We start from the raw sequence: 26,857 nt of genomic DNA on the forward strand, positions 1-26,857 counted from the left end.
CTTGCGCGACATATCAGTACTCTTATAATATCTGAGAACTCTTATAACACGAGTGAGAAGCCGATGTCATACGCGAGAAGCGAATACGCCGACTTTCAGAAGCTGGCACCCGATGTCTACGATGCCGTGCGGGCGCTGGGCCAGATGGCGGCCAAGGCCGGGCTCGACAAGCAACTGCTCGAACTGGTCAAGCTGCGCGCCTCGCAGATCAACGGCTGTGCCTTCTGCGTGCAGTTTCACATCCTGCAGGCCGAGAGCCTCGGCATACCCGCCGACAAGCTCAACCTCGTCGTGGTCTGGCGCGAGGCTCCGCAGTTCTCGAGCCGCGACCGCGCCGCGTTGGCGTGGACCGAAGCCCTCACGAAACCGGGCGATGGAGTGAGTGATGAGGTATATGACGAAGCGCGCGCGGAATTCTCCGAGCAGGAATTGAGCTATCTCACCTCGGCGATTGCGGCGATCAATGTCTGGAACAGGTATGGCGTCGCCTATCGCTGGACGCCACCGGCGCGGAAGCCGTCACCGGTCGGCGCCACTGCGTCGTGAGTCCGGAGGGCAGAGGGGACGAATAACGTCTGTCTCCAAAAGGAGAGCAACATGGCATCAGTGCTGGCGACAGCTCCTTTCGCGCCGACGCGGCCGATCTCGCTCGCGGTCATTGCGGGTCTTGCCTGTGCCCTGGTCGCTGCGAAGACATTGCCGGCGGCGATGGACGCGGTATCCGGAGCCATCGCGCCGCTTTGCGCGAACGCCGCCGAGGGATCGCCGCTCGACAAGGTCGAGCCGATTGGCTCGTACGCGCTGCCAAACGTGCCGGGCAAACGAGTGACCATCGTGCGCGTGTTCTACGGCCCCGGAGGTTTCACGCGTGCGCATCGGCATGCCGGTTCGGTGACGGCCTATATCACCAAGGGCGAAATTCGTTCGCAGCTCGGCGGCGGACCGCTCGAGACGTTCAAGGTCGGCCAATCCTTCTTCGAGCCGCCGGGCTCGACGCACCTGGTTTCGGCCAATGCCAGCAACACGGAGCCTGCAGAGTTGATCGCGGTGTTCGTCGCCGACGAGGGCGCGCAGCTCACGACGTTTCTCGAGTAGCTAATTGCCGCCGCCTTCCTGCGGATCGAGGCGTTGGATCACATCCTCCGGCTGCGCGTGCGCCACCGCGGCGGCTGCTGGTGGTTCGGGGCCGATCTCGCGGCCGCGGCCGCGGATCAGGCGTTCGTAGGCGGAGACCAGCGTGGTGTAGGGATTGACCCAGAGCCAGCCGTCGCGTGTGAACACCTGCACGTCGAAATGCAGGTGGCGGGTGGTGCCGTTCGGATGATCGAGATAGTTCGAGACCACGCCGATCTTTTCGCCTTCGGTGACGCGTCGCCCGTTGAGAAGGCCGTCGGCGTCCATCGCCGACGGGTTCATATGCATATAGCGGAAGCGAATATGCTCGGTCTGGGTGTTGACCTGCAGCGTTGCGCCTTGCTGGCCCGGCGAGCGGATTACGACGCCATCGCGCACTGCGACGACCGCCTGCCGCTTGGGATCACAGGGCTCGCCCTCTTTGTTGGGCGGGCAGGCGCCCGGGCGGATATCCTGCCCCTGGTGGCCAAAGCCAGTGGCGCACTGGCCGACTTCGAAACTGCGCGCCTCGCAAAAATTGTCCTGCCAGGGATATTGGTCGGCGCGCCTGCCGAAGGATTGCGAATGGACGAAAGCGGGCGCCTTCGCCAGTGGAAAGCGGATCTGCGAATAGGCAGTCAGGTCGGTGCGGCCGGCCTGTTTACGGTAGCCGCTGTTGGCAACGATGTCGCCGCTCGGCCGGTAGGTGAAATCGGGTGAAGCGGTGGCCGGCCGCTCGGCGCTGATGGAGGCGATGTCCCGGCGCACCCGCGCGGGTTGGCCGCCGGTGACGCGCAGCGCTTTCAGGAAGCGCTCGGCAACCGGATAGGCTTCGCGGCAGGCCAGTCGCCGCAGCCGTGGCACGCTGTCGAGGCAGTGGATCGAGACCACATAGGGTACGCCGAAGCGGGTGAAGGCATAGCGCACATAGCCTTCGCGGATGACGCGTCGAATATCCGGATACTGTGCCGAAAGCGATTTGACCGGCTCACCCTTGCCGCCGAGCCGGTCGTTGAGATCATAGAGCAGCAGCGAGCCGGTAATATGTACCTCGACCGGTCTCGCGAAAGTCCGCTCCGGCATTTCGCCCGCACCCGGTTCGAGTGCGAACATCGCGTCATAACCGGCGGCTCCGGCATGGAAGAGATCGGCCGGGCGGAAGTCGGCCTGATAGCGTGACACGGATAGGCTCTGAGACGCGCTGCCCTGTCGTGCCTCCAGATAGCTTGCGGTATCGAACGGCAACAGCACCGGGATTGGGCTGCGGCCGATGCCTGGGAATAGCTGCGAGGTGATCGCATTCAATTGCACCAGCGCGGGCCTCGATCGCGGATCGTAGGAAGGCACGCGGCGCTGGCTGGCAAAGCTGAAGTTCGCGGCGATCGACGGCTGGGTGTTGATCTCGGCGCGAAGCTGATCGAGCACGGCGCGCCATTCGACGCGCACGGCTGAGATCGAAGGGGTACGGAATTCGTCGGCGGAAGCGGCGAGGGGGCTGGCAAGGAACGACGCGAAAGCTGCCAGCCAGAATGCGACAAAGCGGACAGCTTTCCCTTTCAACGCGTCGCCCCCCGGCGCGGCACCCCCTTAATCCGATCGGCTAATCCTTTGCGCGTTCGACGTAGGAGCCGTCTTCGGTCATCACCACGATGCGCGTGCCGGTGCTGATGTGCGGCGGCACGGCGGTGCGAACGCCGTTCGAGAGGACGGCAGGCTTGTAGGAGGAGGAGGCGGTCTGGCCCTTCGTCACCGGCTCGGTCTCGACGACCTCAAGCGTGGCGCGCTGAGGCAACTGGATCGCCACCGGATTGCCGTCATGCATCGAGAGCTTCACGGTCATGTTTTCCTGCAGGTACGGCGCGGACGAGCCGACGATGTCCTTCGGAACCTGGACCTGGTCGTAGGTCTCGCCATTCATGAAGTGGAAGCCGTCGGCGTCCTCGTAGAGGTAGTTGAAGTTGCGATCCTCAACTGTTGCCTTCTCGACCTGGTCGGTGGTCTTGTAGCGTTCCGAGACCTTCACGCCGTCGCCGATGCGACGCATTTCGATCTGGCTGACCGGGGTTCCCTTGCCGGGATGGATGTTTTCGGCGGATAGCACCACATAGAGCCTGCCATCCTGCTCGATGACGTTGCCCTTGCGGATAGAACTGGCGATGACTTTCAAAGCGGTTTTCCTGAATGGTTAGGCCGCCGGCTCAGCTCGGCTGATGCGCTCGGCGGCCTGGCGGGCAGTTTCGGGCTGCAACATACTGATTTGCTGTCGCGATGCCAGCCTTTTGCGGCCGGTTCTGCCAGGTTGCTGACAGGTGTGGCGCCGGCCACGCCCTGTCAACCACGCGTAAGGTACGGAATCTGCACGAGCTTGACGTCGGGAGGACGAAGCCGCAGACGGGAGGGCGATCCGCCGGCAAACTGGACCTCCCTGCAGGTGAGATTCAGGGTGAGTCACGTAAGAAGACGTGTAGAAATCAAGTGATTTCAATGGTTTTTGCTGAGATTCTCAACTTGCTGCTCGATCACCGGAAGTGCCATATGAAGCGGCGTTCGGTGGTGGTGCGTTCATGATCGGCGTCGATCGGCCATCGCCCTGGTGGACGCCCTTGCGGCATGCCGACAGACGGCCGTTTCTTGCGGCGCGCAGCGCGGTGACGAGGGCGGTGCGAACCTGGTTCGAGAAGCGGGGATTTTCGGAGGTCGAGACCGGCGTCCTGCAGATTTCGCCCGGCAACGAGACCCATCTGCATGCGCCACGCACGGAGCTGACGCGTGCCGATGGCAGCCGCGTGCAGCGCTACCTGCGGACGTCACCCGAGTTTGCCTGCAAGAAACTGCTGGCCGCGGGTGAAACCAAGATCTTCGAGTTCGCCCGCGTCTTCCGCGACCGCGAGCGCGGTGACCTCCATTTGCCCGAGTTCACCATGCTGGAATGGTATCGCGCCAATGATGACATCGACGCCATAGTGACCGACACCCTTTTGGTCATCGCCGAGGCAGCGCACGCGACCGGCATCGGGCGATTCTCGTTCCGCGGCAAGACCGCCGATCCCAATGCGTTGCCTGAAGAGCTGACGGTCGCGTCCGCCTTTGAGCGCTTTGCCGGGATCGATCTGTTGGCCACCATCGTTGACGGCGAGGGCGACCGTGGGGCGCTTGCGAATGCAGCCCGGGAACGGGTACGAATCGCCGAGGATGACACCTGGTCGGATATTTTCAGCAAGGTTCTGGTGGAGCATGTCGAGCCCCATCTCGGACAGGGGCGCCTGACCGTGCTGTCCGACTATCCGATCCCGGAAGCGGCGCTGGCGCGCGCAGATCCGTCCGATCCTGATGTCGCCGAGCGGTTCGAGGTCTATGCCTGCGGCGTCGAACTCGCCAACGGATTCGGCGAATTGACCGATGCCGCCGAGCAGCGCCGTCGCTTCGCCGCGGCCATGGACGAGAAAGAGCGCCGCTACGGCGAGCGCTATCCGCTGGATGAGGACTTCATTGCGGCCGTCGGCGCGATGCCGGAGGCGAGCGGGGTGGCGCTCGGCTTCGACCGGCTGGTGATGCTGGCAAGCGGGGCGCCAAGGATCGATCAGGTGGTCTGGACGCCGCCAGCAGGAGAGACATGAACCGGATCGACCGAAAGCTGACCGCAACGCTACGTCAGCCCGCCGAACTGATCGAGCGCGGCCTGGCGCCAGAGGCGGCGCTTGCCGATCTCGAACAGGTCGCCGCGCGCTATGCGATCGCGGTGACGCCCGACGTCGCGGCGCTGATCGACCCGGACGATCCGAACGATCCGATCGCGCGGCAGTTCATCCCCGCCGCGGGCGAACTTGTCACGCGACCCGGCGAGAACGCCGATCCGATCGGCGATGACGCGCATTCGCCTGTTCCCGGCATTGTGCACCGCTATCCAGACCGGGTGCTGTTCAAGCTCGTGCATGTCTGCGCGGTCTATTGCCGGTTTTGCTTCCGCCGCGAGATGGTCGGACCGGGCAAGGCGACCGCGCTGTCGGAAGATGCCTATCGCGATGCGCTTTCCTATATCCGCTCACGTCCGGAGATCTGGGAGGTGATCCTGACCGGCGGCGATCCATTGATGTTGTCGCCGCGGAGATTGACCGAGATCATGGCCGACATCGCGGCTATCGATCACGTCAAGATTGTCCGCCTGCACACGCGCGTGCCGGTGGCCGATCCGGCGCGCGTCAGTCCGGAGATGACCCGCGCGCTGCGCGTGGACGGCACGACGACCTGGATCGCGATCCACGCCAATCATCCGCGCGAACTGACGCCCGAGGCGCGTGCCGCTTGCGCGCGGCTCGCAGATGCCGGCATTCCCCTGGTGAGCCAGACCGTGCTGCTCAAGGGCGTCAACGATGATGCCGCCACATTGGAGGCCTTGATGCGAGCGTTTGTCGAATGCCGGATCAAGCCCTACTACCTGCACCACGGCGATCTAGCGCCCGGCACCGCGCATCTGCGCACGAGCATCGAAGCTGGTCAGGAGCTGATGCGGTCGTTGCGGGGCCGCGTTTCCGGCCTGTGCCAGCCCGATTACGTGCTCGATATTCCGGGCGGCCATGGCAAGGCGCCGATCGGGCCGCGCTATTTGTCGCAGGAGAATCCCAGACGACGTGAAGGAACTAACGAAACACGCTATCGTATCGTCGATTATTGCGGTGACGTGCATCTCTATCCACCTAAGGTGTGATCCGGAGGTGCATCAACATCGACGGTGCGGAACCGGTGCGGTAGAGTGTTGAAAGGCAGGAGAATCAGGATGCGGAAAACAATCTTGTCGATGGCACTTGTGACCCTGATCGGTGCGCCTGCCTTTGCGCAGGGCGGGACTTCGACAGTGCCGAAAAGCAGCCCCGAAGTCAGGCCAATTCCGGAAGCACCGATCGGCCACCGTCAGCCGCGCCGCTCGGAGGTGCCGAGCGAGAGCAATATCAGCGATCCGAACAATCCCGTGAACAAGGAAGACGCGGCCCTCGATCGCAAGATCAAGAGTATCTGCAGGGGTTGCTGAGCGAGCCGCCGGGCGCCGCGACGCCCAGCGTCACGTATCTGCGAGCGCCTAGGCCAACAATTCCCGGACATCGCGGCATTGCTCCTTGCGCCGCCCCTCGACCGCATCGGCGAGCACATTCAGCGCGGACACTGTCGTGTTCCAGTCGATGCAGCCATCGGTGATGCTCTGCCCGTAGGTGAGCGCGACCCCCGGCACCACATCCTGCCGCCCGGCGACCAGGTTGCTCTCGATCATCACGCCCATGATGCGCATCTCGCCGCCGGAAACCTGGCCGGCGATGTCGGCAACGACCAGCGGCTGGTTTTCCGGCTTCTTGCTGCTGTTGGCGTGGCTGGTGTCGATCATCATGCGCTGATTGACGCCTGAACGCGCCAGCTCGCCTGCGGCGGCATCGACGCTCGCCGCATCGTAGTTCGGCGTGCGGCCGCCGCGCAGGATGATGTGGCAATCCTCGTTGCCGCTGGTCGCCGCGATCGCCGAGCGCCCGCCCTTCGTCACCGCCATGAAATGGTGCGGGTGCGAGGCCGATTTCACCGCGTCGGCGGCGATGCGCACATTGCCGTCGGTGCCGTTCTTGAAGCCGACCGGACAGGAGAGGCCGGAGGCAAGCTCGCGGTGGATCTGGCTCTCGGTCGTGCGCGCCCCGATCGCGGCCCAGCTGACGAGATCGGCGATATATTGCGGTGTCGTCATGTCAAGGAATTCGGCGCCGGCCGGCAGGCCGAGATTGTTGACGGCGGACAGCACGCTGCGGGCGAGCCGCAGGCCCTTGTTGATGTCGAAACTGCCGTCAAGGTTGGGATCGTTGATCAGCCCCTTCCAGCCGACAGTGGTGCGCGGCTTCTCGAAATAGATCCGCATCACGATCTCGAGGCGGTCGGACAGCGTCTCGCGCAAGGTGGCGAGGCGCTCGGCGTAATCGATGGCCGCTTCGGGATCGTGCACGGAGCAGGGGCCGACGACGACCAGCAGGCGGTCGTCCTTGCCGTTCAGGATGGCATGGATGGCGTTGCGCGCCGCCATCACCACTCGCGTCGCCGTCAGGGTGCGCGGGACCTCGCGCATTACCTCTTCGGGCGTACTCAGCTCTTTCAGTTCTCTAATGCGAAGATCGTCAGTGGTACTCAACACGGCGGGCTCCTTTGATTTTTGAACCTGCCGGCCAACAAAAAAGCCGCCAGGTCTGGCGGCTGTTCGGACGTCTTGCTGCAATTTCACTAAATTGAGCGCGATCCTCCCGCCGCCAGCGAGCTGTCGTAGCTAAAGTACCAAAAATAGCTGGTGGCGACGTTGATCATGGTCCGGTCTATAGCGGAACGATTCCGCCTTGTCACCTCCAAAGATTCGGTTCTGATTCAATCCTAACCGAATCTTCAGTTCTTGTTTTGACGCGTTTTCGTCACGCGAACCGGTATCCACTTCGCTCGAAACCGCTCTAAATCACGGGTCGGTGCTGTGCGCGGCGAGCGCGATGCCGATCAGCGTGGCTCCGCCGAACAGGAGATTGAGCCCGACCAGCAGGCCAAGCGCCCATTCCGCCGAGCCGGGCAGGCCCGCGATGATGATGAAGGCGATCAGGATGTCCATCAGCCCCGCGATCAACAGCCACGACCAGCGTCCGGTCAATTCGCGCCGATGCTCCAGCGCGTACATGATGGTGGCGACACCCTCGGCGACGAAATAGGCGCCGACCACGATGGTCAGCGTCAGCACCCCCTGCATCGGCCGGGCCAGCAACAGCAGACCGGCGAGCACGGCGAGCGCCGCCGAGATCAGCGACCACCAGAAGCCCGGCATCTCGCGCGCCCAGTAGGTGACGATCAGTCCGCCGATGCCGGAGATCAGGAATAGCCAGCCGAGGAAGATGGTCACCGCGAGGCTGGCGAAGGTCGGAACGATCATCGCGGCGAGGCCCAGAACCGCGAGCAGGATGCCCTCGAACAGGAAGGCCTTCCAATGCGCCTTCACGGCGGCGTTCACTTCGGACTGAAGTTTGTCGAGATTGTCTGGAAGGGTCATCGCAGCTCTCCGGGCAGGCACGTGATTGCACGCAATCCTAGAGCATATTCGGTTCTGACTATATCAGATTAGCCCGGTCCCGGCGCCGACGAAAAGCCCTCCGATGTCGTGCGAATTCGATTTCGCCCGAAGATGTAGATCGCGGTGGTCGCGATCAGCAGTGCGATGCCGACCACGATCGAAATCGCCGCGACCGGGACCAGGATCGCCGCCGGATTGTGCTCGGGATTGATCAGCCAGCGACGGAACGAGGTGAGCACGAAGGCGAGCCCCAGAAAGCTGGCGCCGCCGCCGAGGACGAAGACGGCCCACATCCGCCGCAACTGGCTCAGCCGTTCGCGCGCGAGCGCGGTGCGCGGGGCATGATGGCGGCCGACCCGGTAGACCAGGCGGATGGCGAAGCCGATCGAGCTGAACCCGATCAGGACGCTTGCCGAGCCCAGGATCATCCGGAGCGTGGAGCCGAGATCGCCGCCGCGCTGCAGCGTCAGGAGCGGGAAGTCGAACGCGGCATGCAGCAGGACCGGGGCGAGCAGCACCATGGCCCAGCTCGAGAACCGCGCCCAGGCGCGGTTCTTTCGGTGTGCGCCGAGCGCGGTGCCGGAGCGCGCGATTGCGACATAGGCGCCGGCGATGATGCCGAGCGCACCGTGAAACGGTACGGTGAGCACGCTGCGCAGCACGGCGAGCGCGCGCCACATCTCGGCATGCTGGACGAGGTAGGCGAGGTTCTCGTAAGCGGCGAAACCGAGCCCCGCGGCCGCGCCATAGACCACCGGGTCCATCGGGTCGGCGGAGGCCCGGCGCCGCGACGACACCGCGATGATCACCGCGATCTTCACGATCTCCTCGGGGACCGCGACGCCGAACAGCGAGCGCAGCGCCAGCGTCATCCAGGGGTTTTCCGGTATCGCCAGCAATGCATTGAACGGCGCGCGCACCAGCCCGAGCAGCGAGATGCTGGCCGCGCCGAGAATGAAAGCGAGCCAGACCTGCGCCGGCGGACCCGGGCGTTCATCGGCGGCGATGACGAGCCAGAGCATCAGAAGCGCCGGCGCAATGGCGGCGGCACCGATGACGGTTGGGAGCGACTCGAGCAACAGCATCTGCAGGCAATCAAACCAGGTACGAATGAGGAAAATGGCCGCAAAGCCGGCCCTTGGCAAGGCAACGTAACCGCTTTGCGAAGAGTTCGGCGCGCCGCATTCACGGCTTTTTGTCGCATTGCAGCGCCCGCCATTCTCGGCGTCGTCGGGCCCCGGGGTCCAGCGGCCCTAGGATGGTTAGAGCGAAAGCGCGCCCGCAATGACGGAGAGTGAGGAGTCCGTGGTGCGCGTTCACCGCAGCAGCAAGCGCCGGCAGGTCTCGACGAACACCTTTGCTCCCGTGACGATGTCGGCGTCGTCGGTGTTCTCGCTCCAGTGATGGCTGATGCCGCCGATCGAGGGGACGAACAGCATGCCTGATGGCATGATGGTGGCCAGCATCTGGGCGTCATGGCCGGCGCCGCTTGGCATCCGGATCGACTTGCCGTCGGCAACGCGCGCGCTCGCAGCTTCGATCGCCTCCTGGAACGCGGCATCCATCATCGCCGGCGCGCCGGTGCGGATGCGCTCGACCTCGACGCTGCAGCGGCCTCCCGCGGTGACCTCTGCTGCCATGCGGCGCAGATGCGCCTCCAGGCGTTCGATCACGCTCACATCGTCGTCGCGCATCTGGAACAGCATTTCGGCGCGGCCCGGAATGATGCTGGGCGCGCCGGGGTCGAGTGTGATGCGGCCGGTGGTCCATACCGTGCGCGGGCCGCACAGGGCAGGGAAGCTGTCATCGATCGCGACGCAGAATTTGGCGAGCGCAAGCCCGGCATCGCGGCGGATCGCCATCCGCGTGGTGCCGGCATGGTTCTGCTCCCCGGTGAACGTGATGCGATACTGCCAGATGCCGACGATGGAGGTGACGACCCCGATCTTGAGGCCGCTGTCTTCGAGCGTCCTGCCTTGCTCGATATGGGCTTCGAGATATCCGATGTGCCGCCCGCGTTCGGCGGTGACGCGCGGACGGCCCGCAAGGCCGACGCTCTCGAGCGCTTCGCGCATAGGACGGCCGTTGCTGCGGTCGCGCGCGGCATCGATCTCCGCCTCCGTCAAGGCGCCGACATAGGAGCGGCTGCCGAGGAAATGGCCGAAATGTCCTTCCTCATCGCACCAGGCGGCAACCTCGACGGCACCGTTGATGTTCGCGTTGGGATTGATGACGCGGGCGGCCTCGAGTGCGTAGACGACGCCGAGCGGTCCATCGAGCCACCCTGCGAAATTCTGACTTTCGAGATGCGAGCCCGCCAGAAGTTTCGGGCCAGGCTTTGCGCTGGTGCCGAGAATGTTGCCGATGCCGTCGATCGTGGGGGCGAGGCCGGCTGCCGGGAGCCTGGCGGCAAGCCACTCAATCGAGCGCATATGCGGTTCCGAAAACGTCGGCTTGTGCACGCCCGTCTTGTAGGCGCCGATGGCGCGGAGCGCATTGAGATCGGCGAGCACGCGTGCGCCGTCGACGGCGAGATTTGGATCAGGCATGGGTATGCGTCCGTGGGATGGTTGCTTCCATCCAGACTCGCATACAGCGCGCGGCAGGGAAAGCCGGCTTCTGTCGGTGCGCGGCTTCCGTCGGCTCGGACGAGGGCCACCCTCTGGTCTGCGCCGCCAGAACGCATAAATGACAGATTGGTGAAGCCAACTTTGATTTGGCGCAAGCCGGGACAATCCTTACTTGCCTTCAATGCGCTCAGCCCCATCAGACGGGCAACAAAAAATCGGGGAAACGGCCGTGGGCGAGATCACTCACTTTGTCGCCATGCCATTCGACCTGACCGAGGATGGCCTCGTCGCCGGCGAGCCCTTCAAATGCGCGAGCCCTGCGGCGGCGATCGAGCGCGCAAAAGGCTTTTGGCAGGTCCTGGGCCATGCCGGTGCCGTGGCGTTCGTCCGCGTCGGCTATCCGGAATCGACGACGACGGTGCTGCGCGCGTTCGGCAATGTGCCGGACGACTTGTTGCGCAGCTAGATCAGCCACCCAAACGCGCGGCGCAGGTACGCTCGGGCATCCTTTCCACGGGTGTTCCGTGGGCCATCGTCACCTTTTCGGCAGGCCAGGCGAGAATCTGTTCCAGGGATTTTTCGCGCGGCGCGGCGGTTGGTAAAGGCCACACGAAACTTGCGCGGGCACCGATGGCTCGGGCCCTACCATGAGGTCGAGCTTCGCGATCATCGCCCGCCAGCATGGCCGATCCAACTGGTACCGACGGACAGTCAGCCGTCGCAGCCTGTGCAGCTTCAGGCGCAATCTCGCTTATCGGCTCCCGATAAGGCTTTCTGTCCCGAGCATCAATTTCTTTTGTTTCCAGCGGTGTCGTGCCTGGCTGTCTCCGGACACACCATTGGTGCTAGTTCAGCATCCGTACCCGCAACGGGAGTGTGCGATGGCAAAGCTCGGTCGACACGAAGAAAGCCGCACGCAACCGCTGCTCAGTCGCAGGGCGCTGCTTCGCAGCGCTCAAGCCGGCGCGTTCTCGCTTGTGGCGGCCCGAACCATGCCGCTTGCGCGCGCTCAGACGTCGTCGCCGAATGAGCCGGCCGACTACAAGATCCGGATCGCCCCGACGTCGCTGGAAATCGGACCCGGGAGGGTGATCAAGACCACCGCCTACAACGGGACCGTCCCCGGTCCGCCGCTACGCCTGAAGGAAGGACGACCGGTCCGGATCGATGTCACCAACGATTCAGGATACCCCAACCTGATCCACTCGCACGGCCTGATGATTCCTTCGCTTCAGGACGGCGCAGCCGAAGAAGGCTCGCCGATCATCGAGCCGGGAAAGTCGCTGACATATTCGTACATTCCCAAGCCTTTCGGGACGCGCTGGTATCACAGCCACGCGATGGCGATGACCGATCTCGCCAAGAGCACCTATTCGGGCGAGTTCGGTTTTATGATCGTCGAGCCTGCTGCTGGCGATCCCGGCGGCTACGATCGCGAAGTACTGCTTGCCGCCCATCACTGGGAAGGTCACTGGGTCAGCATGCAGGATATCAGGAAGGGACCTCCACCGGACAACGGCCTCGAAGTCATGTAGCACGCCGCCACCTTGGGCGATCGCATGCTCGGCCACGGCGAGCCGATCCGGGTGCGCGAAGGCGAGCGCGTGCTGTTTCGCGTGCTCAACGCGAGCGGCAACATGGGTATCTCGCTCGCGCTGTCAGGGCATCGCTTCAAAGTCCTGGCGCTCGACGGCAATCCCGTTCCGACGCCGGCAACGGTCGATGTATTGAAACTTGACGTGGCCGAACGGGCCGACGTGATCGTCGAGATGAACAATCCCGGAATCTGGGTGTTCGGCTCGACGGATGACGAAGACCGCAACATGGGGATGGGCGTGGTGGTCGAGTATGCCAATCGAGGCGGTGAGCCGACCTGGTCAGCGTCCGTCAATTCCAGATGGGATTACACCGTCTTCGGTCGGCCGGGCGCAACTGCCGCGGCTCCGGACGAAACGATCAGCCTCAAATTCGAGAAGGTCCCGGGCGGACGCGGCGGGTACAATCGGTGGACCATCAACGGCAAGTCGTGGCCCGACACAAATCCCTTGTTCTCGGTCGAGCAAGGCAAGCGGTATCGCCTACTTCTGAACAACAACAGCGGTGACGAGCATCCGGTGCACCTCCACCGGCACTCCTTCGAGATCACGAAGGTCGGCGACAAGCCGACGTCCGGTGTGATCAAGGACACGATCAGCCTGCCTCGCTTTTCGACGGCCGAGATCGATTTCGCGGCCGACGACCCCGGGCCGACCTTCTTCCACTGTCATCACCAGGACCATATGGACGAAGGCTTCGCGGGACTGATCACGTATGGATGACAACGTCTTTGCCGTGGTCCGCAGCCTCCGCCGAATCGCGGCGACCTAAAACGGGCAGGGGCGCAGCGCGCATGAAACATGATCCAAATTTAAGGTGACGCGCCGGTGCAGCGGGTTACTTTCGCTGTACATGGTTCGATCATCCGGGGCCGCGGAATGGGACGTTTTGCAACGACAGTTGATCTCTATGAACAATTCCGGCCGCCATATCCCGTCGCGTTCTTCGGTGAGGTCGCCCATCGCCTGGCGCTTACCAAGCGGCATGCCCTGATCGATCTCGGCACCGGGCCCGGCCTGCTTGCGCTCGGCTTTGCTGATTATGTCGGACGCATCGTCGCCGTCGATCCCGAGCCGAACATGCTGGCGGTGGCGCGACAGGCGGCCAAGCGGGCCGGTCGGGACGTGACGCTGATCAAAAGCAGGGCGGAGGACTTGCCTGATAGTATCGGGCACTTCGATCTCGTGACGATCGGACGAGCGCTGCACTGGTTGGACGAGAGCACCTTGGGCCCGCTGTTCGAACGGCTGGTGGCGCCGGATGGCGTCGTCGCCATATGCGCGTCCTCCTCCGCGACCGACGGGCGCAATGCGTGGCTCGAGGAATACGCCGCTGCGCGGCGCGACTGGTCGGAGAAGAAACTATGGTCGGAGTCGCGCTCGGGTCAGCGCGCGCAACGCGAGCTTTCCTCCGTCTTGCAAGGCACGACATTCGAGGCCGCCGAGGTGATCCGGGTCGAGAGCGTGAACGAAACCACTGTGGCCGACCTGGCGCAACGCGTGCTGACTTTCTCGTCATCCTCGCCGGCCGCCTTGGGCGAGAAGGTCGAGCCGATGCTGCGCGATGTCGAGGCGCGTTTGATGCCGATGAGCCGGGACGGCGCGCTCACCGAATTCGTTGTTTCAACCGCGCAGATCGCACGCCGTCGGTAGGAAGGGGCTGGGCTCGAAGCTAACCTCCCAGCGGCTGGCACATTCTTCCCGGCGACCCGCATAGTCGCTTGGTCATCTTTTGGCTCCAATCAATGAGCATCTAATTAGAACGATTTGTTAGCCATTCTGCTCTTAGCTCCCAGCATCAGTTGCGTCAGGTCATTGTCATGCGCCATGTTCGGAACCACGCCTGCCGGATCGCCATCCTGCTTCTTCCGCTCGCGCTTGGCGCCTGCGCGCAATATGGCGCGATGAACATGTCAGCTTCGACCGGACCGAGAGCGTTTGCCTGGGACGGAGCGGGAGAGGATCCGAACCAGCCGCGGCGAACGCCCACGCGCTCAGCGAAGGTAGCTCAGGCGATCGAGCCATCCGAAGCGGCGCAAGAGGTGTCGGACGAAGATGCCGATCGCAAGCTCGCCCGCAAGCTCGTGATCTGCAAAGGCTGCATCAAGCCGGTCGAGACAGCCGAGCGGCCGGACGGATCGCGCCTCGCCAGTCGCTGATCCCGGCGTGATGCGCGCGTGCGCATTGCGCGCGGCGGTTGGTTGCTGATCCGTTAATTCGATCGCGCTCACGTTGCGCGGAGAGCACACTGCTCCTTGTTCCGCTTGGCACAATATGCGCGTTCGTTGACCGGATTGACGTGAGTCATTTAGCATAACAATCGATAACATTTCGCAATCCGCGAACGCAGGTGGGAATACAACCTGTCATCGCGGTGCGGGGCATCAGGGGCTGAGGCACGATGCGCGAATGCATTGGGGCTGTGCTGATCCGATCGCAGTCGGATCACACAGAAGGCATGACTCCGCATCGGACTCGACCATCTTCCGCGCGCAAACGAACTGAATTCCGTCGCTTGTTGCTGATGAGCGTCTCGGTGGCGGCGCTATCGGCGCTGTTGCCGCGATCAGCGGCGGCTCAAATGTGGACCGGTGCCACAAGCTCGGACTGGATGACGGGCTCAAACTGGGACAGTGGAACAGTCCCGGCCGGCACTTCAGTCAACATTAGTTCGACTTCGCCGAACCCAACTATCCTCGGCGTCGCCGGTGCGGTCACCGCCACGACAACGAACATTGGCGTTGCCGTGAACACTGGAAGATCGGGCAACCTGACGATTCAGAACGGCAGCACGCTCACGAGCAATGGCGCCACCCTTCGAATTGGCCAGGGCATAGGAGGCACCGGCATCGCTACGGTAACGGGAGCCGGATCGCGGTGGAATATGTCCAGCTCCCAGATGGTCGTCGGCTACGCCGGCACCGGTACACTCAACATCGAGAACGGAGCGACCGTCGTCGCTCAAGGTGGAATCAGGCTCGGGAACAACGCCGGAAGTTCCGGCACGCTCAACATCAGCAGGGGCGGTATCCTCGAGACGACGGGGATAAGCTTCGGCAGTGGAACGCGGCAGATGAATTTCGACAGCGCCATTGTCCGAGCGTTGGCCACCAGCTCGGCCTTTTTTGGCTCAGCAATGAACCAAACCAATATTGCCGCGGGCGGACTGACAGTTGATACCAACGGCTTCGCGGTCCGCGCGCTCGGATTCAGCGGCGTCGGCGGGTTGACCAAGATCGGCGCAGGGACCTTCACGCTGGGTGCCAACAACTCCTATACAGGCGCAACGGTGATCCAGCAGGGCACACTTGCGCTGGCGGGCCCCGCAAGCTCTGCCACTGATGCCCTCGCCAATTCGAGCCGGGTGGTCGCGAACGCAACGTTCGATATTTCAGCCATCAGCGACGCCGGCTCGCATATTCAGAGCCTGGCAGGAAGCGGCATCGTCACGCTTGGCGCAAAGAACCTGATCATCACAAATGCGAACGACACGTTTGCCGGAGCCATCAGCGGGACTGGCGGGCTGACGATCACTGGCGGCACGCAGACGCTGACCGGCGTCAACACCTACAGCGGCGGGACCACGGTGACCGGCGGCACGCTGCAGATCGGCAACGGCGGCACTTCGGGCAGCATCATCGGCAATGTGGCCAACAACGGCACGCTGGCCTTCAACCGGTCCGACCAATTGGATTTCGCGGGAACGGTCACCGGCAGTGGCCTGATCCGGCAGATCGGCAGCGGCGTGACCAACCTCGGCGCTGACAATTCGGCTTTCACCGGCACGACCTCGGTCGAAGCCGGCACGCTTGCGGTCAACAGCGTTCTCGGGGGCACGCTCAATGTCCTGTCTGCCGGACGGCTGCAGGGCATCGGCACGGTCGGCGCCACAACGAATGCCGGCGTGATCGCTCCCGGCAATTCGATCGGCACGTTGACGGTCGCGGGCAATTACACCGGCAACGGCGGCGCTCTGGAGCTTGAAACCGTGCTGGGCGGCGATGCCTCGGCGACGGATCGCCTCGTGGTCACCGGAAATACGGCAGGCGCGACGACCGTGCGTGTGCTGAATCGCGGCGGCCCCGGTGCGCAGACGGTCGAAGGCATCAAGGTGATCGACGTCGCCGGCGCCTCGAACGGCACCTTTGCGCTGCAGGGCGATTACGTGCTGCAGGGCCAGCAGGCGATCGTCGCCGGCGCCTACGCCTACACGCTGCAGAAGAACGGCGTCAGCACGCCGACGGATGGCGACTGGTACTGCGTTCAAGTCTCGTCAATCCGCCGGCAGCGCCGTCCGGCGGCGCGCCGCCGCCTGCGGCCCCGGCGGGACCGCTCTACCAGGCGGGCGTTCCTCTCTACGAGAATTATGGGCAGGTGCTGCTTGGCATGAACCAGGCGCCGAGCCTGCAGCAGCGCGTCGGCAACCGCTACTGGGGCGGCGGCGAGGCGATGGCGCGCGCCGGCATCGACACGGCGCAGACCGCGGACGGTTCGTGGACGCAGTCGGCGTTCTGGGGCCGCATCGAGGGCGGTCAGGCGAAGTTGCAGCCCTCGAACACGACGGGCTCGACCTACGATGCCGACGAGCTGAAAGCGCAGACCGGCCTTGACGGCGTTGCGCTCGAGAACGACCGCGGCCGCTTGATCGTCGGCCTCACCGCGCAATATGGCTGACCAATGCCTATGTCAGCTCGTTCTTCGGCAACGGCCGCATCCGCGCCGAGGGAACGGGCGTCGGCGCAACCGCGACCTGGTACGGCCATGACGGCTTCTATGTCGATGGTCAGGCGCAGACCATGTTCTACCACAGCGACCTGTCATCGGTGCTGGCGGGCAGCATGACGCATGGCAATGAGGGCTTTGGCTATACGTTCAGCGTCGAAGGCGGCAAGCGGATCGCGGTCGGCAACGGCTTCTGGCTGGCGCCGCAGGCGCAGCTTTCCTATTCGAAGGTCGACTTCGACGCCTTCGCCGATCGCTTCGGCGCGCTGGTTGCGCTCGGCAATGCCGACAGCCTGCTCGGCCGCGTCGGGCTGTCGCTCAATCATCAGAATATCTGGAACGACGGCTCCGGTATCGTCCGCTCCGACATCTACGCGATCGGCAATCTGCACTACGAGGTCCTCAACGGCACCAGGATCGATGTCGCCGGCATCGGCTTCGCCAATGCCAACGGCCGGCTGTGGGGCAGCATCGGCGGCGGCGGCACCTATAGCTGGGCGAGCGGCCGCTACGCGGTGTTCGGCGAGGTCACCTATCGCGCGAGCCTCGAGAACGCCGCCGAGAACCACAGCTACAAGGGCACCGGCGGCTTCCGCATCGTCTGGTGATCGGCGACATTTGGATTGCTGGGGCGCCGGGTTGTTCCGGGAGCATGTCGCGGCTGCCTGCCACAGTCTCAGGCAAGTCAGCCGCGCTATTGTGAGCTGACTGTAATCTTCGTCTCTCTGGTATTGGCCACCCCGGCGACCATATTTCGATTGAACCCAGTTAGGCGAAGGGCGGAGGAGATTAATGGCCGACGCTGTGGAACTTCGGACGCGGGCGGAAATGTTCGCGCGACGCGCGGAGGAGGCGAAGGATCCGATCTCGCGGGCGCACTATCGGGAGATGGCGGCGCACTATCGAACGCTGGCCGTCGAACACCAGCGCGTCCACAACGAGGAATCGGCCGAGCACTAGGTGGTTGCTCGTACGATGCAGCTTTCAACCGAAACAGGACATATCGCGCGGCTCCGCGGGACGGATCATAGGCGGTGCTGTAGCGCTCAACGACTTGCATGGGTGCCAGGCCGAAGGCAGATCCCGCGCAGCCGGCCCGTTGCAGCTTACGGAACTATGACTCGCTAACCGCCGGAAGGAGGCGTAGGCTTTTACCATTGCCGCTGAGGGGCAAAGGGCGACAACTCTCACGCGTCTATCGCAAATGGACCCGCCCCGGGTTTGCAAAATGCCCAGCGAAATGATGATCCGCAGGCTGCGGGTCAATTCCAAATTGAGCGAGGATGATGTTTCCGCACTTCGCTCCATGCGTGTTCAGGTCAAAGAATTTGCGGAGGAAACGGTTGTCGTCCATGAGGGTGAACGCGCCACGCATTGTTGCGTGATCCTGAGCGGCTTTGCCTATCGCGCCAAGGTGGCGGAGAACGGCAAGCGACAGATCCTGTCGTTCCATCCCGCAGGCGATATGCCCGACCTGCAGGGCCTTTTCCTGGATCGAATGGATCATGACATTGTGACGCTGTCGCGGGCGCGTCTCGGCTTCATCGAGCATCGCGCCGTCCACCAGCTCATCGAAGCACGGCCGTCGATCGTGCAGGCGCTTTGGCGCGAAACGCTGGTGGACGCGGCTGTCTTCAGGGAGTGGATCGTAAGCCTGGGCACCAGAACGGCCGCCGGACGCATGGCCCATCTCATCGCCGAACTCCGCCAGCGGCTGACCGCAATCGGGCTGGCGGCCGACGACGAGTTCGAATTTCCGATCACGCAATCGAGGCTCGCGGAAGCGCTTGGGCTAAGCGCCGTACATGTCAACCGGGTGCTGCAGTCCTTTCGTGCGGAGGGCGTGCTCGACATTCAAAAGAACATGGTGAAGCTGAGCGACATCGAGAAGCTCGTGGAGATCGGAGGATTCAACGACACTTATCTGCATCAGCAGTAAGGCTTTTGCGGAACGAGAGGGGTTGGCTCGCGTTGGCGCAAAATGCACACCTATCAGTTTCACATTGGCGGGCCGCGACCCTTCCACGACGTCGAGGGCATGGATCTGCCTGATGCTGGAACCGCGTGGGGAGAAGCTCTGCGACTGGTGCGCGATATCGAGGGATGGCTGCAACCGGGCGATGCCTGGTCGCTGGACGTGGTCGAAGACGGCACGACGATCTTCCACATCACGCTTGCGACTGCCGATTGCGGCTCGGGCGCGGGTAGCGCTTCCGCCAAGCGTCTCGACCAGCGCCTGTTCGGTTCCCGTTGAATCAGAACCCAATCTCTAGATTCTTGTTTGACGCGTTTCTTCACGCAAACCGGTGGGCCTAACTGCTCCCACGCCGCTTCTGTTCACGAGTGCACAGTCTGAACGACGGGAGGAGTCCGTCTCAGATGTGAGACCCGGAAATCAGGAATCACATGGGTTATTGCAAAAGCTCTCCGTCATGGGAATGCTCGCAGCATCTCGCAGGGGAGGGGTAGCCAATGCGACGTCCATGCGGGCCTCTGATGTCCGAGGCGCATTTTTATCTCAACAGCAGCAGCCTGTCCGATCTTCAGCGCGAAGTGACGGCGCTGTTTGCCCTTCGCAAGCGCGTCGCGGATGCCGAGCTGGCAGCGATGCGCCGCGCACACGAGGTCCGCGCCGCGGTCGACCGGCGCGTTCCGCCTCGCGGCAGACGCAAGCACCATTGATCTCGATCACTACGCGGCGGTTCGCCGGCGGCGTCCCGGACAGGCCGAGCTTGCGCGGCGGAGGCAGGATCGTGGCGTGGCGCCGATCTGACTTCAGCGGTGGGGCAGCAGACTGGCCACCTGCTGGGGCAGGGATGGCGCTCCCTAGCGGAATCGAACCGCTCTCTCCACCGTGAAAGGGTGGCGTCCTGACCGATAGACGAAGGGAGCAAAAACAATCCGCAAATCAGCACGTTAGGCGCAGGATATGCCGGATCGGCCGCCGACGGCTAATGGCGGCGACGGAGCGAACGTATAGTGGTGATTGGATGGGGGGGCAAGCCGCAGAACGGCCCTTTTTGCACCCATCCCCGGATGACCTCGTACAGGGCCGATACCGAAAAACCACGGCTATTCCGCAACGCTTTGTAAAGCCTGATGCCATAGGCCTCGGCCATGGCGTTCAACGGCAAGAAGCGCGAGCCGCGCAAATCGATGCACCAGCCCGGCTGGATCACGCTGGAAGGCGGATTCGCCGCGCGGCCGTGCGTGGTGCAGGACATGTCAGCGACCGGCGCCAAGGTTACGATCGACGACCCGAACACGCTGCCCGGCAAATTGCGCCTGGCGCTCTCGCGCGACACGCGCAGCGGATGGCCCTGCGAGGTGGTGTGGCGCCGCGGCAAGACCGTGGGCGTCAAGTTCGTGGGCTAGAGCATTTTGGTTCCGATTGAAATCAGAACCGAAAATGCGATAGAAGGCCGGATGCGAAAGGTGCTGATCCTCATCGTCGCGCTGCTGCCGGCCATCGCGCTCGCAGAGCAGCCGAAGCGACCGAAATCCGGCAAGGCAACGGCTTCCACAAAGTCGCTTCCGATGAAGAGAGCGGGGCGGCCTGGTGCGTGCGCAGAGTACGGTGCGGGCTTCGTCAAGATCGAGGGCTCCGACACCTGCATCAAGATCGGCGGCGCCATCGATATTGGCGGCGGGGTCGCGATCGGCGGGCGCTAAAATACTCACGACATCGGCGGCGCCAGGAATTGCACGAAGCCCGGGCGCGTGGAGATCTCGGCAAACCAGCGCTCGAGATTGGACAGGCTCGGCTTGGTGACGCCCTCGACGCCGAACCAGCGTCGCGCAAAAGCGCCGATCGCAATGTCGGCGATGGTGAACTGCTCGCCCTCGATGAAGCGCCGGCTTGCCAATTGCGCATCGGCGATCCGCCACACCTCGGCTTCCGCATCGGCGTCGTTCTGGATCGCAACCATGTCGCGCTTCTCCGGCGGCGTGCGCACCAGCCCCCAGAACACCGGACGGTCGACCGGCTGCAGCGTCGACAGCGTCCAGTCGAGCCAGCGATCGACACCGGCGCGCTGGCGCGGCGCGGCCGGATAGATCGGCGAGCCCTCGCCATAGGCGAGGCAGAGATAGCGCATGATCGAATTGGATTCCCACAGCACGTAGCTGCCGTCGACCAGCGTCGGCACGCGGCCATTGGGGTTCATCGCGAGATAGTCAGGCTGGTCGTTCTTGCCGAACTGCATGCCGGCGTCGATGCGGTGATAGGGCAGTTCGAGCTCGCTGAGGCACCACAGCACTTTGTGCACGTTGACCGAGTTGGCCCGGCCCCAAACCGTGAGTTGATATTTTTCCGCCACGCGTTTCTCTCCCATCCCTTGCTGCTCGTGTCGACGGCGGAATAGCAGAAAGCGCGATCGTGATCATCCCGGACAAACAAAAAATCAGGCCCGCCGAGCGGCACCTGATTTTGTTGTCATGGCTCGCGTGGGATCAACGGCCGAAGAACAGCCACAACAGGATGATCACCGGGATCGGCACGCCAAGCAGCCACAGCAAGAGTCCTCTTGCCATCGTTTCCTCCTCCATTCGTGTCGGTGGGGAAACGCGCGACCCAGAGGCTCGTTCCGCTATGGATCGCGGCGCTTATGCTGTGACCGCGCACGCGCGGCGCCTGCGCGAGGTTACCAGTGGCCGGTGTTCGGCATCGACAGCCACGGCTCGGCCGGCGGCTTCGGATCGCCCTTCTGCAACAGCTCGATCGAGTGCAGATCCGGCGAGCGAATGAATGCCATGTTGCCGTCGCGCGGCGGGCGGTTGATGGTGATGCCGAGCTTCATCAGCCGATCGCAGGTTGCGTAGATGTCGTCGACCTCGTAGGCGAGGTGACCGAAGTAGCGGTCCTCGCCATACTTTTCCTCGTCCCAATTGTAGGTGAGTTCGACCAGCGGCGCGCCGCGCGTGCTCGGCAGGTTCTTCAACTGGTCGATATCCTCGGGCGCGCACAGGAACACCAGCGTGAAGCGACCCTTCTCGCTCTCGGTCCGGCGCACTTCCTTCAGCCCCAGCGCGTCCTGATAGAATTTCATCGCGGTGTCGAGATTGCGCACGCGCAGCATGGTGTGGAGATAACGCATGATGTTGGCTCCCTCTGGGATTTTGTAGCGTCTGGTTTTGGGCGGTTCGCGAGACTAGATATCAGAAAAGGCTGCGGAGGGCAGGGTGTCGGACGGGCTCCCGGGTAACAAACTGGAAACACGGGCTATGCCAGGGTGAGGCCATGGATGGCGTCGTCCCATACCTGCTCGAACTGGTCGCCGGGTTGCTCGGTCGCGCGGGGCGCCGACTGGAGCGCATGCCTGACCGGGACTTCTCGCAGGCCACCACGCTGCAAAAGATCGGCCGCCTCACGCTCTGTTTTCTCGTTCTTGTCGGACTCGGCGGCCCGCTGATCTGGTGGGTATTCCGTTAGCGAGACGCAAGTCTCGGGAGCGGAATTCATTAAGTAAACTCAGCGACACATGGTCGTGAGTCTCCGGCTTGTGAGTGGCGGGAGAGAGTGCTCCGACTATTTTGGCGCGCGGAGAGAGACCGCGATGCCATACAGCCCTGAACTCATCCAGACCATGCGTGCCGCGTTGGAAGCGGTCATGTCGAAGATTCCCGCCGATCAATCCGTGTTCGGCGTCAAGGCAGCGGTAGCCGAATCGATCCTGAAGGCCGCGGCCCACGGCCAAACGTCCTTCGATGGCCTCGTCGCGTCAGCGTCCGCCCAGGTGCAGTCGATCATCGCCATGCTGTCGTCGTGAGCGACGCTGGTGAAGTCCGAAAAGGGAAAACCCCGCGCGTGGGGGCACGGGGCTTTCAGGCTGACGGACTGGGGATTCAGGGCGCGAGCCGCCAGCTTCACTCTGGAACTTAAGGTTGAATTTTCAAAAAGCAACAGCGTCGCCTAGAGGAGTATGTTCTCCGGGCGACGCTGCCGCGAAATACTGGGCCCTGAAATCCCCAGTTCCGTTGTGTCGATCGACATAGGAAACAGGTTCAAAAAGAAAACCCCGCGACGGGGGCATCGCGGGGCTTCTTTAGCCGGCAGGTGGCAGGGGGAGTGTCCTGCCGGCACTTCCTGATGCTCATTCAATTCGCGAGGACCGGAAGCGTTCCCACGCTGCGATGGCCTGATGTTTCCGCTCTCACCTCTTTACACAAGCATTTGAGCCGGCATCGCATTCGCATGCCGCCGTGCGCACCTGTGGATTGCTGCGCAGCAAGATCACGAAGTCGTTTCAGAAAAGCCGGTGCGGCGGCCTGTGGATTTGCTGCGGATAACCGGCCAGAGGCGGCGATGACGATCCGCGCGGGGCTACGTCCTAACGATCCGTTTCGGCGCGGCCGATAACGCTATTCAGTTAGGTTAAGAGCAGGATCGTGTTGCGATCACCGGAGGTTGCGCATAGGGAACAGGTGCGGAACCCGAGCCATGATGGTCCCTTCGTTTCACAATGCAGACAGGCCGACGCACCGGCGCGTAATGGTGGTGGGGCTGTTGTTTTGCCTCGCCTTCGTCGCCATCAGCTTTTCGCTGCGGCCGCAGGTGGACGATGGGCGCGTGCTGGTGAAGGCCGACCGGCTGGTGCGCACCGCGGGTGAGCCGCGGAAGGCGAACTAACGGGAGTCCTGCTCCGGCAACTTGCCGCTCGACGAACGGTGATACATCGCGATGGCGACGAACCCGCCATAGCCGATGATGTTGATCAGAATTTCCAGCCAGACCGGCATGGCCATACCCCTTCTGCGCCATAATACGCGCAGAGGTCGCGTTTTGTTCCTGCGCCCGATCCATGGGTGATCCGGCCGGCTTGCATGGCTCCTTGCATGGCTCGAAGACATGGCCTCGCGCTCTTGTGGCGTGACCAAGCCGGCCCCTTGCGGCAACATTCCTGCCAGATGCAACCAATTGGCGCTTTTTGCGTTAGAGCGCCGGATGAAGGTACGAGGAGGCGAGGATGAAGAAGGCACTCGCAGTTTTGGCCACGGTCGCCACGCTCGGCGCGACCACGATGAGTTCGCCGGCCGAGGCATACTGGCGCGGCGGCGGTTGGGGCTGGCGCGGCGCCGGTCCAGGCTTGGCATTCGGCCTGGCCGCAGGCGCGCTCATTGCGGGCGCGGCTGCAGCGTCCAGCCCTTACTATTATGGGTACGGGCCGGGCTACTACGGCGGCTATTACCCGGCTTACTACCCGCGCTATCGGTACTACGGCGGTTACCCGGCCTATTACGGCGGTTACGGGTATCGCCGCTACTACGGCGGTGGCCCCTACGCCTACTGGGGCGGCCCCTATTATCGGCGGGCCTACTGGCGACCGTACTGGTAACAAAAAGGCCCGGGGCGATGCGCCCCGGGCCTTTTTGATTCCCTCTATGCTGCGAGCTCTTAATCGGCCTCGATCGGCTCCCGCTGATAGCCGTGCCAGGCGGTGCCGAGCGTGGCGTCGTAATATTCATGGCGCTCGCGTTCGAACTTTTGCTGGGTCGCCTTGAAGCTCGCAATGCGAGCGGCGATCTCTTCACGTTCACGCGCAAGCCGCTCTTCCTTCTCGGTCATGGCGTTTTCGGTCATGGCCTATCCCTGTGGTCGGATGTCATCCGGCTGAATTCGCCTTCCCATTGGGGCGCCAATGGGGAGGAGCCGGTGCAGGATTGTGGTCAGATGATGGGCGGCGAAGGCGGTGGATAAAGCGCCCGCGCTGCTTGTCGCCTTTCCGCGGCACCGCTAGCCAAAAAAGGAAACTCCAAAGGCGAAACTAGGGAGCCCGTTGATAGCAAAGATCGATCTGGATTCACTGAGCATCGAAGAGCTCGCAAGCTTGCGCGAGCAGGCGACCGACAAGCTGTTCGAGAAGGTCGCCGCGCGTCGCGCCGAGCTCGAAGCGGAATTGGAGCAGCTTGCCAAATACGGCAAGCCGGCGAAGAAGTCCGACACCGCTCCCATCGCGAAGGCGAAGAAGAGCGACGAGGTCAGGGAGTCGAAAGAGGCGAAGGAGCCGGTCGCCAAGGCGGCATGACAAAGGCGGCGTGACAAAGGCGGCGTGATAAAGGTGGCGTGGTGCCTGGCATAACTACAGGCGCATCCCCTCGCTGCGAATGGCCGTGCTATACTGCGCGCGGCCAACTCGGACTTTCTCACGTGATTGCAAAAGATCTGCACAGCGGCGTCGAAGCGCTCGGCAATTTGATCGCCGAGGCGTCCATCATCGTTCCCTTCACCGGTGCCGGCATTTCGACCGAGAGCGGGATTCCCGACTTCCGCTCGCCCGGCGGACTGTGGACGCGTAACCGGCCAATTCCTTTCGACGAGTTCGTTGCAAGCTCCGACGTGCGCGACGAAGCCTGGCGTCGACGCTTTGCGATGGAGCCGACCTTTGCGGCGGCGAAGCCTGGGCGCGGGCATCGCGCGCTCGCCTCGCTGTATCGCGCGGGGAAGGTTCCGGCGATCGTCACCCAGAACATCGACAATCTGCATCAGATGAGCGGCTTCAAATCGGATCATGTGGTCGAGCTGCATGGCAACACGACCTATGCCCGCTGCATCGGTTGCGGCAGGGCGTATGAGTTGCCGTGGGTGAAGCAGCGCTTTGATGAGAGCGGCGCGCCCGATTGCACCGATTGCGGCGATCCCATCAAGGCAGCAACCATCTCGTTCGGCCAGGCGATGCCGGAGGACGCGATGCGACGTGCGACGGAACTTGCGCAGCACTGCGACCTGTTCCTTGCGATCGGATCTTCGCTGGTGGTGTGGCCCGCGGCAGGATTTCCGATGATGGCCAAGAACTGCGGTGCCAAGCTTGTGATCATCAACAACGAGCCGACCGAACAGGACGATATTGCGGATCTCGTGATCCGGCACGACATCGGCGAGACGCTTGGGCCGTTTGTGAGCAATTGATGCTCAATTGATTCGCGGTTGTGCAAGCCTGTTCATAGTTCCCGCCGGATTCGTTTTTTATCTATGCGCCGCAAGCGGGAGTGTTATCTTTTGATTCGAGATTCGCGCGCGTCGTCATGAGCGGTCGTGCAACAAGCGCTGGTTAGGTACCGTCGCAGAGAGACGGATTGCAGATGATGTGTGGGGTCCGGGGTCATGGGGTCGGACGGATTTGAGTCCAAGAAGCTCGGCGGGCCGCCATCGGGCGGCGCCGGGCAGGGCAGGCTTGGGCCAGGTGAATATTCGGATAGAGCGCCGCGCGATCCAGTGGCGGACGCCTTCTCCGGTCTTGGCGATGCTGCGGCCAGCCTCGTCGAGATTTCCGGCGTCATCAAATGGTTCGATGCCTCGAAAGGCTACGGCTTCGTCGTTCCCGACAATGGATGGCCGGACGTGCTTTTGCACGTCACCGTGCTCAGGCGCGACGGCTACCAGACGGCGTATGAGGGCGCTCGCGTCGTGGTTGAGTGCGTGCAACGCGCGAAGGGATATCAGGCGTTCCGCATCGTCTCGATGGACGAGTCGACGGCGATCCATCCGGCGCAGATGCTGCCGCCGCGGACCCATGTCACGGTCACTCCGACCAGCGGGCTGGAGCGGGCGCAGGTCAAGTGGTTCAACCGGCTGCGCGGCTTCGGCTTTCTGACCTGCGGCGAGGGAACGCCGGACATCTTCGTGCATATGGAAACGTTGCGCCGCTTCGGGATGACCGAGCTGCGTCCCGGCCAATATGTGCTGGTGCGGTTCGGGCCGGGCTCCAAGGGCATGATGGCCGCGGAGATCCACCCGGAGACCGGCCCCTCGGCACTCTCCTCGCACTGATTTCCATTTGACGCAAACGTGA

Annotated in this window: 33 protein-coding genes, 1 tRNA gene and 1 pseudogene; 25 read left to right on the forward strand and 10 right to left on the reverse strand. The window is 63.3% G+C overall.

All coding sequences use genetic code 11. The features are described 5' to 3' along the window. Positions 1 to 63 precede the first annotated feature (63 nt). Both I6F35_RS11690 and I6F35_RS11695 read left to right on the forward strand, forming a co-directional pair. The gene (locus I6F35_RS11690; RefSeq protein WP_225117819.1) at positions 64 to 546 is read left to right on the forward strand and encodes a carboxymuconolactone decarboxylase family protein; all 483 of its coding nucleotides are present in this window, start codon (positions 64 to 66) and stop codon (positions 544 to 546) included. Between the two features lie 51 nt (positions 547 to 597). Continuing rightward, positions 598 to 1,095: a cupin domain-containing protein gene (locus I6F35_RS11695; protein ID WP_225117820.1), complete on the forward strand. Its 498-nt coding sequence runs from the start codon at positions 598 to 600 to the stop codon at positions 1,093 to 1,095. Here the strand turns inward: I6F35_RS11695 and I6F35_RS11700 are convergent, their stop codons facing one another. Continuing rightward, complete coding sequence (locus I6F35_RS11700) at positions 1,096 to 2,673, reverse strand: M23 family metallopeptidase (protein ID WP_225117821.1); 1,578 nt, start codon at positions 2,671 to 2,673, stop codon at positions 1,096 to 1,098. 40 nt (positions 2,674 to 2,713) lie between these two features. Then, positions 2,714 to 3,280 (reverse strand): elongation factor P, encoded by a 567-nt coding sequence (gene efp, locus I6F35_RS11705; protein WP_225117822.1) that lies wholly within the window; start codon positions 3,278 to 3,280, stop codon positions 2,714 to 2,716. Between the two features lie 397 nt (positions 3,281 to 3,677). Here efp and epmA point away from each other — a divergent pair, with 397 nt between their 5' ends. The 3 genes from epmA (at position 3,678) to I6F35_RS11720 (ending at position 6,139) form a co-directional block, all read left to right on the forward strand. After that, positions 3,678 to 4,730, forward strand: a complete 1,053-nt coding sequence (gene epmA / locus I6F35_RS11710) for an EF-P lysine aminoacylase EpmA (RefSeq protein WP_225117823.1) — start codon at positions 3,678 to 3,680, stop codon at positions 4,728 to 4,730. Further along, positions 4,727 to 5,818 (forward strand): lysine-2,3-aminomutase-like protein, encoded by a 1,092-nt coding sequence (locus I6F35_RS11715; protein WP_225117824.1) that lies wholly within the window; start codon positions 4,727 to 4,729, stop codon positions 5,816 to 5,818. Before epmA ends, I6F35_RS11715 begins: the two co-directional genes overlap by 4 nt. 69 nt (positions 5,819 to 5,887) lie before the next feature. Then, on the forward strand, positions 5,888 to 6,139 hold the full coding sequence (locus I6F35_RS11720) for a hypothetical protein (RefSeq protein ID WP_225117825.1): 252 nt from the start codon (positions 5,888 to 5,890) through the stop codon (positions 6,137 to 6,139). Positions 6,140 to 6,187: 48 nt separating this feature from the next. Here I6F35_RS11720 and I6F35_RS11725 read toward each other — a convergent pair whose 3' ends face one another. From I6F35_RS11725 to I6F35_RS11740, 4 genes are all read right to left on the reverse strand, one after another. After that, positions 6,188 to 7,273, reverse strand: a complete 1,086-nt coding sequence (locus I6F35_RS11725; RefSeq protein ID WP_225117826.1) for a 3-deoxy-7-phosphoheptulonate synthase — start codon at positions 7,271 to 7,273, stop codon at positions 6,188 to 6,190. Between the two features lie 309 nt (positions 7,274 to 7,582). Further along, positions 7,583 to 8,161, reverse strand: a complete 579-nt coding sequence (locus I6F35_RS11730) for a DUF308 domain-containing protein (protein WP_225117827.1) — start codon at positions 8,159 to 8,161, stop codon at positions 7,583 to 7,585. A 68-nt stretch (positions 8,162 to 8,229) separates the two neighbouring features. Continuing rightward, positions 8,230 to 9,267 (reverse strand): PrsW family glutamic-type intramembrane protease, encoded by a 1,038-nt coding sequence (locus I6F35_RS11735; protein WP_225117828.1) that lies wholly within the window; start codon positions 9,265 to 9,267, stop codon positions 8,230 to 8,232. A 231-nt stretch (positions 9,268 to 9,498) separates the two neighbouring features. Next, a complete protein-coding gene (locus tag I6F35_RS11740; RefSeq protein WP_225117829.1) occupies positions 9,499 to 10,731 on the reverse strand; it encodes a Zn-dependent hydrolase in 1,233 nt (410 codons plus the stop codon). A 250-nt stretch (positions 10,732 to 10,981) separates the two neighbouring features. Here I6F35_RS11740 and I6F35_RS11745 point away from each other — a divergent pair, with 250 nt between their 5' ends. The 11 genes and pseudogenes from I6F35_RS11745 (at position 10,982) to I6F35_RS11790 (ending at position 19,751) form a co-directional block, all read left to right on the forward strand. Beyond that, entirely contained in the window at positions 10,982 to 11,218 is a 237-nt protein-coding gene (locus I6F35_RS11745; RefSeq protein ID WP_225117830.1) for a hypothetical protein, read from the forward strand. 415 nt (positions 11,219 to 11,633) lie between these two features. Further along, a complete protein-coding gene (locus I6F35_RS11750) occupies positions 11,634 to 12,287 on the forward strand; it encodes a multicopper oxidase domain-containing protein (RefSeq protein ID WP_225117831.1) in 654 nt (217 codons plus the stop codon). Positions 12,288 to 12,311: 24 nt separating this feature from the next. Next, positions 12,312 to 13,070 carry a multicopper oxidase domain-containing protein gene (locus I6F35_RS11755; RefSeq protein WP_225117832.1) on the forward strand — a complete coding sequence of 253 codons (759 nt, stop codon included), beginning with the start codon at positions 12,312 to 12,314 and terminating at the stop codon, positions 13,068 to 13,070. Between the two features lie 156 nt (positions 13,071 to 13,226). Then, on the forward strand, positions 13,227 to 14,000 hold the full coding sequence (locus tag I6F35_RS11760) for a class I SAM-dependent methyltransferase (RefSeq protein WP_225117833.1): 774 nt from the start codon (positions 13,227 to 13,229) through the stop codon (positions 13,998 to 14,000). Between the two features lie 167 nt (positions 14,001 to 14,167). Then, on the forward strand, positions 14,168 to 14,506 hold the full coding sequence (locus tag I6F35_RS11765; protein ID WP_225117834.1) for a hypothetical protein: 339 nt from the start codon (positions 14,168 to 14,170) through the stop codon (positions 14,504 to 14,506). A gap of 452 nt (positions 14,507 to 14,958) precedes the next feature. Next, positions 14,959 to 17,021, forward strand: a pseudogene (locus tag I6F35_RS11770) (autotransporter outer membrane beta-barrel domain-containing protein). Positions 17,022 to 17,059: 38 nt separating this feature from the next. Continuing rightward, the gene (locus I6F35_RS40150; protein ID WP_346283157.1) at positions 17,060 to 17,677 is read left to right on the forward strand and encodes an autotransporter outer membrane beta-barrel domain-containing protein; all 618 of its coding nucleotides are present in this window, start codon (positions 17,060 to 17,062) and stop codon (positions 17,675 to 17,677) included. 184 nt (positions 17,678 to 17,861) lie between these two features. Further along, positions 17,862 to 18,029, forward strand: coding sequence for a hypothetical protein (locus tag I6F35_RS11775; protein ID WP_225117835.1), 168 nt, complete (start codon positions 17,862 to 17,864; stop codon positions 18,027 to 18,029). 268 nt (positions 18,030 to 18,297) lie between these two features. Then, entirely contained in the window at positions 18,298 to 19,008 is a 711-nt protein-coding gene (locus I6F35_RS11780) for a Crp/Fnr family transcriptional regulator (RefSeq protein ID WP_225117836.1), read from the forward strand. 42 nt (positions 19,009 to 19,050) lie between these two features. Next, a complete protein-coding gene (locus tag I6F35_RS11785) occupies positions 19,051 to 19,323 on the forward strand; it encodes a tRNA 5-methylaminomethyl-2-thiouridine synthase (protein ID WP_225117837.1) in 273 nt (90 codons plus the stop codon). Between the two features lie 242 nt (positions 19,324 to 19,565). After that, positions 19,566 to 19,751 carry a hypothetical protein gene (locus tag I6F35_RS11790; RefSeq protein WP_225117838.1) on the forward strand — a complete coding sequence of 62 codons (186 nt, stop codon included), beginning with the start codon at positions 19,566 to 19,568 and terminating at the stop codon, positions 19,749 to 19,751. Between the two features lie 135 nt (positions 19,752 to 19,886). On the opposite strand, the gene I6F35_RS11795 is transcribed toward I6F35_RS11790, so the two are convergent. Then, positions 19,887 to 19,961: transfer RNA gene (locus tag I6F35_RS11795), tRNA-Glu, on the reverse strand. A 225-nt stretch (positions 19,962 to 20,186) separates the two neighbouring features. Here I6F35_RS11795 and I6F35_RS11800 point away from each other — a divergent pair. After that, entirely contained in the window at positions 20,187 to 20,444 is a 258-nt protein-coding gene (locus I6F35_RS11800) for a PilZ domain-containing protein (protein WP_225117839.1), read from the forward strand. 51 nt (positions 20,445 to 20,495) lie between these two features. Next, positions 20,496 to 20,741, forward strand: a complete 246-nt coding sequence (locus I6F35_RS11805; protein ID WP_225117840.1) for a hypothetical protein — start codon at positions 20,496 to 20,498, stop codon at positions 20,739 to 20,741. A 5-nt stretch (positions 20,742 to 20,746) separates the two neighbouring features. Here the strand turns inward: I6F35_RS11805 and I6F35_RS11810 are convergent, their stop codons facing one another. Continuing rightward, on the reverse strand, positions 20,747 to 21,388 hold the full coding sequence (locus I6F35_RS11810) for a glutathione S-transferase (protein ID WP_225117841.1): 642 nt from the start codon (positions 21,386 to 21,388) through the stop codon (positions 20,747 to 20,749). A 324-nt stretch (positions 21,389 to 21,712) separates the two neighbouring features. Continuing rightward, positions 21,713 to 22,165: a VOC family protein gene (locus tag I6F35_RS11815; RefSeq protein ID WP_225117842.1), complete on the reverse strand. Its 453-nt coding sequence runs from the start codon at positions 22,163 to 22,165 to the stop codon at positions 21,713 to 21,715. A 143-nt stretch (positions 22,166 to 22,308) separates the two neighbouring features. Here I6F35_RS11815 and I6F35_RS11820 point away from each other — a divergent pair, with 143 nt between their 5' ends. The 4 genes from I6F35_RS11820 (at position 22,309) to I6F35_RS11835 (ending at position 24,403) form a co-directional block, all read left to right on the forward strand. Beyond that, positions 22,309 to 22,500: a hypothetical protein gene (locus I6F35_RS11820; RefSeq protein WP_225117843.1), complete on the forward strand. Its 192-nt coding sequence runs from the start codon at positions 22,309 to 22,311 to the stop codon at positions 22,498 to 22,500. Positions 22,501 to 22,624: 124 nt separating this feature from the next. After that, on the forward strand, positions 22,625 to 22,837 hold the full coding sequence (locus tag I6F35_RS11825) for a hypothetical protein (RefSeq protein WP_346283155.1): 213 nt from the start codon (positions 22,625 to 22,627) through the stop codon (positions 22,835 to 22,837). 671 nt (positions 22,838 to 23,508) lie between these two features. After that, positions 23,509 to 23,697, forward strand: a complete 189-nt coding sequence (locus I6F35_RS11830; protein ID WP_225117845.1) for a hypothetical protein — start codon at positions 23,509 to 23,511, stop codon at positions 23,695 to 23,697. 337 nt (positions 23,698 to 24,034) lie between these two features. Then, a complete protein-coding gene (locus tag I6F35_RS11835) occupies positions 24,035 to 24,403 on the forward strand; it encodes a hypothetical protein (RefSeq protein ID WP_225117846.1) in 369 nt (122 codons plus the stop codon). Positions 24,404 to 24,462: 59 nt separating this feature from the next. Here I6F35_RS11835 and I6F35_RS11840 read toward each other — a convergent pair whose 3' ends face one another. Further along, positions 24,463 to 24,648: a hypothetical protein gene (locus I6F35_RS11840; protein ID WP_225117847.1), complete on the reverse strand. Its 186-nt coding sequence runs from the start codon at positions 24,646 to 24,648 to the stop codon at positions 24,463 to 24,465. 196 nt (positions 24,649 to 24,844) lie between these two features. On the opposite strand from I6F35_RS11840, the gene I6F35_RS11845 reads away from it, so the two are divergent. The 3 genes from I6F35_RS11845 (at position 24,845) to I6F35_RS11855 (ending at position 26,835) form a co-directional block, all read left to right on the forward strand. Then, positions 24,845 to 25,093, forward strand: coding sequence for a hypothetical protein (locus tag I6F35_RS11845; protein ID WP_225117848.1), 249 nt, complete (start codon positions 24,845 to 24,847; stop codon positions 25,091 to 25,093). 122 nt (positions 25,094 to 25,215) lie between these two features. Then, positions 25,216 to 25,974 carry a Sir2 family NAD-dependent protein deacetylase gene (locus I6F35_RS11850; RefSeq protein WP_225117849.1) on the forward strand — a complete coding sequence of 253 codons (759 nt, stop codon included), beginning with the start codon at positions 25,216 to 25,218 and terminating at the stop codon, positions 25,972 to 25,974. Positions 25,975 to 26,169: 195 nt separating this feature from the next. Continuing rightward, positions 26,170 to 26,835 carry a cold-shock protein gene (locus I6F35_RS11855; RefSeq protein ID WP_225117850.1) on the forward strand — a complete coding sequence of 222 codons (666 nt, stop codon included), beginning with the start codon at positions 26,170 to 26,172 and terminating at the stop codon, positions 26,833 to 26,835. Positions 26,836 to 26,857 lie beyond the last annotated feature (22 nt).

This window comes from Bradyrhizobium sp. BRP22 (assembly GCF_020194175.1).
In the GTDB taxonomy this organism is placed as follows: Bacteria; Pseudomonadota; Alphaproteobacteria; order Rhizobiales; family Xanthobacteraceae; genus Bradyrhizobium.